The organism is Elusimicrobiota bacterium, from assembly GCA_016180815.1.
GTDB lineage: Bacteria > Elusimicrobiota > Elusimicrobia > JACQPE01 > JACQPE01 > JACPAN01.
Window position 1 is genome coordinate 63,964 of record JACPAN010000013.1, and the last position, 12,252, is coordinate 76,215.

The window sequence follows — 12,252 nt, forward strand, 5'->3', positions numbered from 1 at the left end:
TTTTGTCGTGGGTCTTTGAGGCAATCTTACCTGGGACGAAAGACCGGTAAAGACCAGCTTTATCATAGGGGAGCACTTGCTCTACTCCAGATTGCCTGATGGCGCGACAAACAAAAGCCCGTTAAACTCATAAAGAGGAGGCTTTTTGCTTAACAGTCACTGGCGCCTGCCGTTTTTGTTGATCTTGGCTGTTGCCTTGCCTGCGCCTATTATTCTGGCTAATGAGGAAAGGCAAAGCCAATACCCCGAAGATGATGGCGACGACGGCGACGGCCGGCAAAGCCAGTACCCTGAAGAACCGGAAGGCTTCGACTGCGCGGCTGATCCTTCATGCCGCGCCGCAGCTGAATCGAGGGGCGAAGACCCCGGCTCCGTCTCCCAACAATTTCTTGAGGATTATTTAGCCGGACGCATCCCCGGCCATAGCCCGCCTCCCGATAGAAGTTCCCCGGGAACTGCCCCTGGCCCAAGCGCGGACCCATCGGCTGCAGGGCCAAGCACGGAAAGGGGCAAGGCTCTCGATGAAGGCAGAAAAGCCATGGCTGAGAAAGCGGCTTCCGGCGATGTTAGAGGCGGACACAGCGGCTTAAGCGGAACATTCTCCGGCACCGGCCGTCCCCCGGGATTCGAGGAGGAATTGGGAGCTGCCGCTCATTTGGAGCATACCTTGGGCGTCGCCGCAGCGCCTAAAATTCCCGGCGCTCCTAAAATCGAACGGCCGGAACTTTATACGGGCGAGACAGCGCCGGCCGCGGCTCCCGCCGGTACCGTAGCGGCTCCACCCGAAGCCAAGCCCGCTCTCGCTGATCTCTACAAAGCGCCGACGGCGGAAGGTCTAAAGGCCGCCTTGCCTTTAAGTCCATCGGCTGATTTTACGCGAGAACGGGACTCATTGACCGACAAATTGGCCGGCCGCGCTGTATCCGCCGTCGAAAAATTAGGCAATGTCGAACTGGCCGGCAAGCTTCATGCCCTTATGGCTATGACCGATTCCCATGAACGGGCGGTGCTCCTGCGAGAAACATTGGGCGAAGCCGACGCATTAATTGAAACGACTTATCGGGCCAAAATTTGCGAAACCTTCAAAGGCCTGCCTAAAAAAGAAAAAGCTTGTCTGTCCGGTGAATTATCCAAGGATGATCTGACAAAAGCGCAAAGCATTGCGGCTAAAGAAAATCCCGAACTAGCTCTTTATATTAATCAAAAAAGGGCCTACCAAACATTCCTGGAGGGCGGCATGAAAGACGGCCGGCTGGCTCTTGGCGACCGGCTGGAGCCTTGGGAAATTGGCCTGAATCCAGCGTCAGGGGCGGACATACGCATCGAGAAAGACGCCACCGCTATTGCTGGAGTCGAATTTTTGGGCTTTAAGATTAAAACCAAAGATGGGACTGAAATTTTTGAGGGAACAAGGGCCGGAACAGACGGCCTCGAAAAAATCAAAATCATCCGCAGTCCGAGCGGCGAAGTAAAAACCGCTGTTTTGATCCTGCGCACGACCAAAGACAAAAAAGGCAAAGAGACTGAAGAAATCGTCCGAAGTTCCGTTGAAATCAAGGACAAAGACGGCCGCCTGGTTGAAACGGAAAAATACGATAAAAGCAAAGGCTTGGTGGAAAAAGAATGGTTTAAAGAAGGCAAAAAAATTAAATCCCTGGAAGAAAGGACCGCTAAGGGCGTCAAAACCGTCACGCATAAGGAATTCAATCCCAAGTCAACGGCCAAGGACCCGCCGCCCAAGCTTGTGGTGGTTGCGGAATTTAAATTGGAAAAGGGGAAAGAAAAAGAAATTAAAAGAACGATCTATAAAGACGATACGGAAACTGTCATCATGCCTGACGGCTCGGCCACCGTAACCAACAAAAAATTTGATCCCAAGCGTCCCTGGAAATACATGAAGGGTAAAATTTCCGGCGAAGGCTTTTTACAAACTGAGATTGCTTTTGGCGAGGCGGGCGTAGATTGCGCTGTCACCGGATCAACCTCAAAATGCACGATTTTAAGAGGCAAAACCGTCATTGCCGACGGCAAGGCTGAATTCCGTCCTGACGTCATCATTTCTCCAGCGGGCACTTGCCGGGGGGTCATTGATGAAAAAGGCGCCTGCAATTCGCCCGAGGAATACCGGCCTAAGGAAGGCCCAGGTTTTCGGATGCATGGGCCGCATGTGGCCGAATATTTTGAAGTAAGCCCCGGCGCCGATGGCAAAGAAATAAGGACCGGGCTGATGGCAAGTTTAATCTCGGTAAACACGCCCGGTGAATCCTTATCAATGGCCAACAGTGTCGGCAAATTAATGGGCTTCGATGAAGGCCGTATCAAGGCCATGTCCAATTGGATTTATGACGGCGCTAATCTGTGGCGCATACACAATCCGGCAAGCAGTCTGGCCAGGATCAAACTCAAGCCCGAAGAATCACCCTTTCGCCTTTGGATTGATCTTAAATCCGGCGAAGATATCAAAGACAAGTCCATGATTCTCTATTTTGACAACGCAATGGGCAAAGACCGGCGCGTTGAAAGCGCTCGATTTTTGCTCGCTACCAAACGTTTTGAGTCAGAGGCCCCGGGCGCGGCTCTGGTGGTTTATGCGCCGCTACATCTAGACATCAATGACAAACCCGTTGGGCCGAAGCTTGATGAAGCAGGTCTTTTGAGATGGAGAGAATACCCCGCTGATCATTGGAACTGGAACTATGTCCGGTGTTGGGAAACGGAGACCAAGGGCGATCCGAGCTTGATGGAAAAATATGCGGATGCAGGCTCAATGACGCTGTCTCATGCCAAATTTTTGGTGGAACGAGAGGCCGGCAAAGGATGCCGCGGCAAAGAAATTTCGCGAACGCCCATCGGTAAGCCGGTAACCGAGAAAATTAAAGTCGAAAAGAGCATGGAGGAGTTCGTCAAACTCAGGAAATTGGAAATGATGAAGCGCAGAATGAAATCCCCGATGGAAGAAGGGCTTGAGTGGGCGATGGATAAGAGCGCCGCCCTAGGCCGGGGCACTATCGAAGGATTTAAGGCGGGGGGCTTAGCCTGGGCTGCCATCGCTTCTGAAATGACCGGTGATAAAGAAACATCCGCCGCATACGGCCTGGGTGTTTATGCCTCTCTTTTGAGAACCGGCGCCGTGTATACGCCGGATGAGATTCTCGCCAAGGTCAAGGCGGATAAAAAAGTCTTGGTTTTTTTGGATGCCGAGGTGCGAGCCGGACGCAGCGACGCCTACAAAGCGCTTCGCGGGCCGGGGGCAACGCCTGAATCACTGATCGCCGCTAAAAAAATGGATAGCGCGCCGGTGACGGATGCCGAACGCTTGGCCCACCTGCGCAAATACGGCACCGCGGAGCATATCCTTGAACGAGCCGAGGAAACCGGATCAGCGGCTCTTTATGCGGCCGGCGGAGCCGATGCTTTCATCACCACATTCGCCGAAGGCTGGCCCATGATGATGGGTTTCACCGGGCTTGAGGCCATTGAGCGAGTCAAGCGCTTGGGCTCTTTGGCCAAAGCCGCCACCTTAACCAAGGCCGCCGCAGGCGCATATATGACATCGGGCCTCATCATCGGCGGGGTCAGTTATGTGGGCGAGTTCGCTGACGCAGCCGGCCGTGGCGATGCTGCGGACATGGTGAAAGCCGCGGCCACAGCCGCCGCTGATTTTGGTTTGGCCGATGTGGTCATTCATAAAGTTTTCGGGGTTCATTCGAGTGAAAAAGCGACTATGGAAGCCTTGCGTAAAGAACGCCTGGCCCTTGAAAAAGACTCCACGCCGACCGCGGAACTGATTTTTATCGAGATTCATGATTTAGTCGCGGGGAAACGCGATTTTGAAGGCATTATGAAAGCCTACGGCTATGAAGGCCCGGTCAGCCTGGACAACGGCAAAGGCATTTTGACGGTTCGCCCCGGCGATGTCGGGACCAAAGATTTAAAAGCCATGCTGATCGCCAAAGGCATCCGCGTTTATGATTCCTGGCCCAAGGAATGGAGTCCGATTTTTGATTCCAAATCCACTGACTCAAAAACAGAACCCATCGATACCGGAACCACCAAGATTGAAGATAAAGCTCCTCCCGGCCCAGGCGATGTTGCGATATCTGCATCAGAGACGGATATCTCTTTAACAATTAAATTTGAAAAATACGGCGACGCGCTGCGCATGAAATACATCATCGGTGATTCTTCGGTTCATGATCGGACGCTACGTGTCAGAAAGGATACGCCGGCGGACATTGTTTCGGATCTAAAAAGAGTGGGCTATGCCATTGAAATCATCGAGGCTCTCTCGCCGTCGGGTCCGACCGCCAAAAAAACTCCAAAACCAAGCTCCGTCGCTGATCCGGATAAAACAAGCCCGGCTGTGCCCAAAGCTATGGCTGAAAAAACTTTAGATTCGGACAAAACCCTGGTTGACGCGCCGTCTGCGGATGCCGCATTTAAAGGCTTTCTCCCACCTGAAATTGCAGCCCGCCGTATCGAGGCTTTTGCCGAAGCCCGCAAACACATCTTTGGATCGGCAGGTTCAAGCGACGCTTTCCTTCGCGTCAGGCCCGATATTCCTTGGGATAAATATGAAACGTTGAAAAAAGCCGGCTTCGACGTGATCGTGGAAGGGGAAATTACAGAGCGTTCAAGCGGAGATACTTCGGTTGGCCCGGCTCCCGGGCCGCCCGCCGCCAAGAAGCGCGTGATGCTTGAGCGCGTCAAAAGACCGGATGGAAGCTGGGAATATGTTGATGCCTCGGGTAAAAAATTTATCCTTGATGATCCCAGGCATGAAATCGAGGCAGGGACGCCCATCGCCGGTGGCATGAGCAGGGGCAGGGGCAGTTCCAGAGAGAAATTGCTGGTGGACTGGTCCAAGGACAAGGCTTTAAACGATTTATATACCGAAATTTTAAAGCCTTATGAAGAGCGCGGCCTTGACGGGGCTGAAAAAACAGCGCTTTTAGGCAAGGTCTATGAAAAAGTTCGCAAAACGATTCCGGCTAGTCTAACCGCGGAAGCTGAAATCAAAAGCAAGTTTAAAAACAAAACCGTTTTGATCGGCGAGGCTTGCGTCGGCTTTGGCGGCGTTTGCCGGCACCAAGGTATCGTCATAGCCGCCATTGTCGAACGATTAACCAAAGAGGGGTACCTCAACGGCGTTGCCAGTTATGTGCGGGGCCCCGGCCATGGATTTGCCGCCTATAGGTCTTCCGATGGGACCTGGATTATCCTGGACGGGGTGCAAAATTATTTCGGCCTGGCCAAAGATGCTTATTTTATCGGTGAAGACTCATCGGGACGAGGCCTTTTTCCTTATGCCGACTATCTGCCTAAAGAGACCAAACCAAGCGAACCTGCTGCCAAGACAAAACCAGCGCCCAGGCGGGATGCGATGATCATGGAGCCTGTCTTTTATCTCGATCCATTAACATCCCCCAAAGCAGACAAAACCATTAAGACCATCGAAACTAAATTTAAAGATGACGTTATGATCCATACCGATAAAGAAACCGGGCTGGTCAGAATTTATGCCGAATCCGAAGTGGTGAAAAAAATTCACGAGCTTCTCAAGGGTGACGGAATCGAAATTTTATCGGAAGAAGCATATGGCAGAAAAAAAGTTCTACGCTCGCCGTAAAAACGAAACCCTTCTAACGATCCCGGACTTTAATCTCCACGGAAGCGATGGCGTCAAGGGGAATGTAAACCTCGTAAAATTCCCTACCCGTCGGATTTTTAAGAACAACCGCATGAGAAGCGGCTTCTTTGACCTTGCCTGAATACTCTTTGCCGCTCCGGAGATTGATATAAACGTGCAGATTCTTTTCAGCCGCCATCTTGAGAACGTCTTTTTGAGCATGCTCGGCTGAAACCGTCGGGGTTTCTTCCTTGGCGCCTTGAGCTTCAACGAAGCGTCCAAGGCCCAGCGCCGCGGCTGCGACCAATCCCAGAACAAGCCCTATTTTGATTGATTGTTTCATTAGATTTCCTCCCTCCTGATCGTTAATTGAGAACGCCCTATTTTCCATCATTTTTAACCCAAGATGTTATTGCTTAACCGAAAGGTGTTTATTTTCAATCCTTATTGAACCGCCGGTTGATGGGTCTTTAGTTCGATCAATCTTAGACCTAAGACACGTGACGTTTTTTTGCGTTCCTGCCATACTAACTTTGAAGCCCCAAGAAGGTTAAGGAGGACAGTTCGATGTTGTCAAGGATGAAAAAAACGCAAATCGGTTTAGCCGGCCTCATAATCGCCGGTTTATCAACCCAAACAGCGCTTTGGGCTGAATCAAGCCGTGAGGGTGAAGCCTGCGCCACGGTGAAACAGGAGCTTCGCAAAACACGGACGGCCACGGCCAAGATAGAGGGTTCTCTAGGCGCCTCAAGCAAGACGGCGGTCCGCCTAGGCTCGGCCTTCGGCGAAACCCGTGCCAAGGGGTGCAAGGGCACGGAATGTGTGCATGGAACCACCGATCCTCATTTAGGAACTTTGCCCGTTCGCGTTGGAACGGCTGAGGCAGGAAAAAAGGCGGAATCCAAAAGCGTCAAGACAAAAACCGTCAAAACCGGTGTTTCTAAAAAGTCCGACAAAATGTCTTCAGGGGGCCGTCCGGCTGACCATGATTGCACTCATCGGCCCGAAGGATCGAGCCTGACCGGTTCCGCCGGGAAGACGGCAACCGCTGCCGTAGAATCAGCCAAAAAACCGGCTGAACCAACAAATCCGGTTCCCTGGGGTAAAGGTTGTCGTATGATGGGCGGCGCCGTCACCTGCTGTTTTCCATGAAATTAAAGGTAATGAACCAAATGACTAAAACAAAAATGTGGATCGCGCCCGTTATTTTCTTGGCTTTTTCCCAGGCCATGGCTGACACAGACCCGTTAAAAACGTATGAGGCGACTACTAAGGTGATGGATGGGAAAGCGCCCAAGAAAGGCGTGGCAACTTCGGCTGTTAAGCCGGGGACTGCCAAGCCAAGCACGGCCGCGCCCAAGACCCCGGCCAAAGCGGCGGCCTCAAAACCGGACCGGGCTTATTGCATCGCGCGCGTCAATGGCCTGGCTCTGCGCATCAGCGCTCTTGAAACAAAACGATTGGAATTCAAAGCTGCCAAAAAGGAGGGTGAGGCCATTGTGAAAAGTCTGCGCGAAGAGTACTGGGGACGTGCTTGGACAGAGGAAACACGTATCGCCGTTCATAAAGCCGAAGGAGCCAGGAAAGGAGCCGCAGATGCCCTTTGGTCAGCCGATCATGCTTTAGACGGGTTGCACAAAGAAATGGCCGCTCTCGATGAACGTTGCGGCTTATCAAAATAACATCAGGAGGAAACCATAACAATGTCGCAAACTAAAAAAATCGCGCTTACGCTGGCCGCTTTTGGCCTGCTGGCGGGCTATGCGTCGGCCCAGGAGACAGCCAAGCGGGGCGGCCCTCAAGAGCCGAAAAAGACTTGGGCCGACTCTTCGAAGACATTCGATGGGAATGCGCCCCGCGTCAAAAATGAGGATGGCGAAGAAGCTGAGCCTCTCCGCATTGATGAAAGCGGGCTTGATCCCAAACGAGGCGCAGACGACGGGGATGAAAAATATATCTGGGTAGATGGGGAGAAAAAGGAGTCCGAAGGCGGACCCACGACCCGCCAGGGCTATGATGAGCGCACGAGAACCCGGGGACGAAGGGACAGGGGATCAAAGAACAGGCAAGTCAAACCTGAACCCAATGAATGCGGGCAATACGACCGGAGCAATCAGCGCTGCCGCCAGGGACGCGGCAAGCGCGGCGGCGAGCAACAACCGCGTTATGTGCCGCCCAAGCCCAATGAAGACGGCCAGGGAACGCCTGATGAACCGAGTGAAAACGAGCCTTCCCGGCCCAATAATCCCGAGGAACGGCGGCCCAGGCAGGAATCGCCCAATAAGCCCAAGGAGAAAATTAAAATCGACCCCGGTCAGAGAAAACCGGGCAGCGTGATCTCCATTTAAGCACCCGATAAAAAGATTCAGTGACGACCAGCGGTTTCATTGATGCCGGTTTTGTCGCGATTGCCATGGCATCATTGGCGTTTGTCTTTTACTTTTCGCTGACAACCAACGCCTTTAAAACTGAGAACCGCCCGTTAAAACGCTACTTAATCACGGCGGCCGCCGCTTACATCAGCATATTCATCTGGGCGCCGGCCGGGCTTTTTATCCTGGGTCTGTTGATGGCGCTCCTGAGCGCCCTGGCGTCGGGGAGCGCCGATCCCTGCATCTTGCGTCTGCCGGTTAAACCGGCGCTCCTCGCGCTGAGCGCGGCGAATCTTTTTTTTGGCGTGTTGCTGGCACGCCGCTGGGCCGGAGCATTATCCGGCAGATTGATGAGTTTAAATCGGCGTTTGGCCAAAAAAAGCCTTGTCCTTGTTTTGTCGGTTGTCGCGTTATCTGTTGGGGGCGCTGCCTGGCGCGGGCATCCTTATGCTGACCACGGAGCAGGTTTGATGGCCAAAATGACCTGGCTTCTGGGCCATGGCGACGACGTACTTTATGCGACCATGTTTGCGGGCTGGGGCCATGTGTTCGGATGGGACCGGCAGGGTCTTGAAGATTTTCAACGCCTGGCCCGAGGGCAGGCGCCCCCCGGCGCCAAGGTTGCGCGCGCCGATGCCGCTAAAAAATACGTCGTGTTTTCCGACCTGCATCTCTTGGAGAAAGGGGCCAGGCACGATCATTTCAAAAACTGGAGCCGGGCCGGCCATGGCCCGGGCAATCATGAAATTTTTCACAGGGCGCTCGATTATTACCAAAAACACGAATTTTATCTCGTGGAAGCGGGCGACATTGAAGATTTATTCGTCAAAGCCCCCGGCTTCGGCAGGATGGCGAAGGAGCAAATTTTCGACGCTGTATTGGGACCGCTCGGCAACTATTTTGACGGCGCGGCGGAAAAAAAGGAACGCCTCCAAAAGCTCCGCGCCATAGCGCGCAACTACGCATCTCACTACGAACATTTACGCGATTCTTTTTTTAAACACGGCCGCCTCATCAAACTCATCGGCAATCACGATGAGGCGCTGTTGGAACCGGAATTCTTGAATGTTCTGCGGGAAATATACGGAGGTCCCATAGAGGTTTATGAATACCTTGCCCTGGTCGATGATCCCGCTGTCTCCAACAGTCCGGTGCGCGCTGTGGTGGCGCACGGGCATCAATTCGATGTGATCTGCGCCATTGGCGCTGGGGATTTAATCGGCGAGGTTTACACGGAATCCCTGGCTTGGTTTGGAACCGGGGCGGACAGAGTGTGGCCGGGTTATTCAGCCCAAGAAGGCGGCTGGACCCAACGCATGCGCAGAGACTCGGGATTCGCCAATACCATTTCACGTTCTCCCAGTTTCTTTAAGGAAAAAAACGCGGTTGTGAAATGGAGACACATGAACGAAGACATGGCCGCAAAGGCGGTCACCGGCGCCGGCCCTGAAGCGCCCTACCTTGTCCTCGGCCATACCCACGAGCCCAGGTTCCGGGCGGCGGACAAAAACGGCTCGTTGGTGGAAAAATACGTCAACACGGGGTCCGCCTCGCTCTATGAACAACTGGTTTGGGCCGTAGAAATCATCAACGGCCGGCCCGCCTTGGTCGCTTGGCGGACAAATGAACAAGGCGCATTGATCAAAACGCTCATGGAAGCAACGCCGGACGGGCGGCTTATCCCGGCGCAGGACAAGATATTGGCAGTTGCATCACCTGGAGGCAATCTTTGATGAATTTGAATATTCGACCCACTAACGGGAAACGTCCTGTTGTCGTCATCGGCGCCGGCATCGCAGGGTTGACGGCGGCTTGGGAACTTAAGAAAAAAGGACTGGACGTTATTGTTCTTGAGGAAACGTCGCATATCGGCGGCCGCATCTGCTCCGTTGAGCAAAACAATTGCACATTTGAATCGGGCATGCAGTTTTATTACTCAGCCTATAGAGAGGCGCGGCACTTGCTGCGCGAAACGGGCATGCAACAACATTTAATACCGGCCCCGATCTCTGGTCTCATGACCTGGGAAGGGCGCATCGGAACATTCGAAAAAACAAAACCCTGGTTGAATTTGCTGGGGATCAAGGAAAATCTCTCGCTTTGGGCAGCCATAGCCAAACATGCCGGGGCATTGGCTGCGCTCGATATTTTTAATTTTAAAGGGGACGAAGCGCTTGACCGCATCGACGCGGCCGAATATTTCAAACACAAGTGCGGCGCCAAGGTCTTGGAGTTGGCCATCCGGCCAATGACCACCTCCTATGCATTCGTTGAGCCCGAAGGCCACAGCCTGGCCATGCTGCTTAAAATCATCAAACTGGGCGCTATCGCAAAAATTTACGCCCACACGCAAGGAAACGACGCGTTGGCCAAAGCCATGTCCAAGCAACTGGCGGTCATTCAAGGGCGGGCCACCGGCGTGACCGTGCGCCACGGGCAAGTGGAATCGGTCGCTTACAGAGCCAATGGCCGCGAAGAGACCGTGGAAACAAATCATGTTGTCTGCGCTGTGCCGCCGCCCCAGGCCGTTTCACTATTTTCTTCGCAGCCGGAGCTTCAGGGAGCTTTTGGAAGAATTCCTTATTCCGCGACCATCATGGCTCATTTCTTTCTTGATCGCGCCATTGAGGGCAAGCATTGGGTTTACGTGCTTTCCCGCCACGACGGGCATAAAGCCGCTTTCGCCATTGACTGCAGAAGGCGCTGCCCGCCTCTTTTTCCGGACGGCAAAAGCGTGATTCAGGTATCCTTCGTTAATCCCACGGCAACAGCCTTAATGGCTGTCGACGACGAAACGATTCTCAAGCAGGCGCTTAACGATATGAAGGTCTATTTGCCGGACCTCGAGTCTATGATAAAACGAACCTCGGTCATCAGACGGCCCCTGGCCGTGCCCACCTATCACGCGGGCATGTTCGGAAATATCCGCGATCTTGAAACGCAAGCCGCGCGCATTCAGGGCCTGCGGCTGGCCGGCGACTACCTGCGGGCGCCCCTGATCGAAGGCGCGATTCGTTCCGCCAAGGCTGCTGCCGGCGCGGACCAGTAACAAATAATGTCAAATATATCGTGTCCATATGATTTTTCTTTTATTGATTCTACTCGCGCCGCTTAACCTAAAAGCCGCGACTATTGATCTGCATTTGCACATGGCCACGGATGTAGCCCTGCCTCTGTTTTTTGACGGACGGCCCTCTGAGGGCCCGGCGCAGGCTCAAAAACATACGGAAATTTTCAAAAATCAAATCAGCGTCAAAGACTTGCGCGCGGGCAATGTCCGGCTAGTCATGGCCACCATTTACGCTTTTGACGTCGTTTCCCATCTGCGGGGCGGTTATTTAAAAGAAATACACCGTCAAATCGAAGCCATTGAAAAATGGACTGAGGAAAACAGCGAAACAGCGATGATTGTGCGTTCGCCTCAAGATGCTGAAGCGGTATTAAGTTCAAATGAATATCGCCTGGGCCTTATTCTGGCCGTCGAAGGAACGCACGGCGTCACGTCCCAGGCCGCGGTGGATTCGCTTTATGATGCCGGCGTGCGCATGATTACCATCGCGCACATGTCGAAAAAAAGCCCCTGGGCAGGCGCTGCGGACATCCGCTATGTCTTTTTTTCCAACTGCCTGCATAAGGGCAAACCTAATTCCAAACGCAATCCTATCGGTCTGACCGAATTGGGCAAAGAACTTTTGCCTTATGCCGTTAAAAAAGGAATTCTCATTGATCTGGCTCATTCGAGTGATCGGACCTTTCGCGATGTAACGGCACAAATGCCCAATATGCCGCTTCTTTTTTCTCATGAAGCAGCCAGGGAGTTGACCCCCTGCGAGCGCACGGTCGATCAAGCGAAACTCGACTATGCGAGAAAATCCGGGTCCATGGTCGGCTTAAGTTTTGATGCTCGACGAACAGGGGGGACGATCGCTGATTTGCTTGAGCACGCCAAAATTATGGTTCGAGACGGCGGTTACGGGGTTTTGGCGCTCGGAACTGATTTTAACGGCTTCCCACCCAGGGCGCAGGGCCTGGCCACGACCGAAGGGCTGGCCGAAGTTCTCTCCTCTCTGGAGCAAGCAGGCGTCACCGGCCCCCGCCAAAGTGCGGAAAACTTTCTTAATCTTTGGCGGCGATTCCTGGGATATTCCGCCCACATTGCGGCCAGATAAAGTTAACCTTCTGTTAACCATTTTTTGACTTTTCCTTAACCCCGGCTTCCCAGGACTTTTTGCCCTATTTCCATAGGGCTTT

General features: G+C 53.2%; 8 protein-coding genes. 7 read left to right on the top strand and 1 reads right to left on the bottom strand.

Annotated features, from left to right (window positions below; translation table 11 throughout):
* The first annotated feature begins 145 nt into the window (after positions 1-145).
* On the top strand, positions 146-5,629 hold the full coding sequence (locus tag HYT79_06985) for a hypothetical protein (GenBank protein MBI2070333.1): 5,484 nt from the start codon (positions 146-148) through the stop codon (positions 5,627-5,629).
* A 13-nt stretch (positions 5,630-5,642) separates the two neighbouring features.
* Here HYT79_06985 and HYT79_06990 read toward each other — a convergent pair whose 3' ends face one another.
* Positions 5,643-5,972 carry a hypothetical protein gene (locus HYT79_06990; GenBank protein MBI2070334.1) on the bottom strand — a complete coding sequence of 110 codons (330 nt, stop codon included), beginning with the start codon at positions 5,970-5,972 and terminating at the stop codon, positions 5,643-5,645.
* Between the two features lie 236 nt (positions 5,973-6,208).
* Between HYT79_06990 and HYT79_06995 the strand changes: the two genes are divergently transcribed.
* From HYT79_06995 to HYT79_07020, 6 genes are read left to right on the top strand one after another with little or no spacing between them, the layout of a single operon-like run.
* Positions 6,209-6,781, top strand: coding sequence for a hypothetical protein (locus tag HYT79_06995; GenBank protein ID MBI2070335.1), 573 nt, complete (start codon positions 6,209-6,211; stop codon positions 6,779-6,781).
* Positions 6,782-6,801: 20 nt separating this feature from the next.
* A complete protein-coding gene (locus HYT79_07000) occupies positions 6,802-7,311 on the top strand; it encodes a hypothetical protein (protein ID MBI2070336.1) in 510 nt (169 codons plus the stop codon).
* Between the two features lie 21 nt (positions 7,312-7,332).
* Positions 7,333-7,977, top strand: coding sequence for a hypothetical protein (locus tag HYT79_07005; protein ID MBI2070337.1), 645 nt, complete (start codon positions 7,333-7,335; stop codon positions 7,975-7,977).
* A 20-nt stretch (positions 7,978-7,997) separates the two neighbouring features.
* Complete coding sequence (locus HYT79_07010; protein MBI2070338.1) at positions 7,998-9,734, top strand: hypothetical protein; 1,737 nt, start codon at positions 7,998-8,000, stop codon at positions 9,732-9,734.
* Entirely contained in the window at positions 9,734-11,050 is a 1,317-nt protein-coding gene (locus HYT79_07015) for an FAD-dependent oxidoreductase (GenBank protein ID MBI2070339.1), read from the top strand. Before HYT79_07010 ends, HYT79_07015 begins: the two co-directional genes overlap by 1 nt.
* Before the next feature lie 28 nt (positions 11,051-11,078).
* Positions 11,079-12,170 (top strand): membrane dipeptidase, encoded by a 1,092-nt coding sequence (locus tag HYT79_07020; protein ID MBI2070340.1) that lies wholly within the window; start codon positions 11,079-11,081, stop codon positions 12,168-12,170.
* Positions 12,171-12,252: the final 82 nt, after the last annotated feature.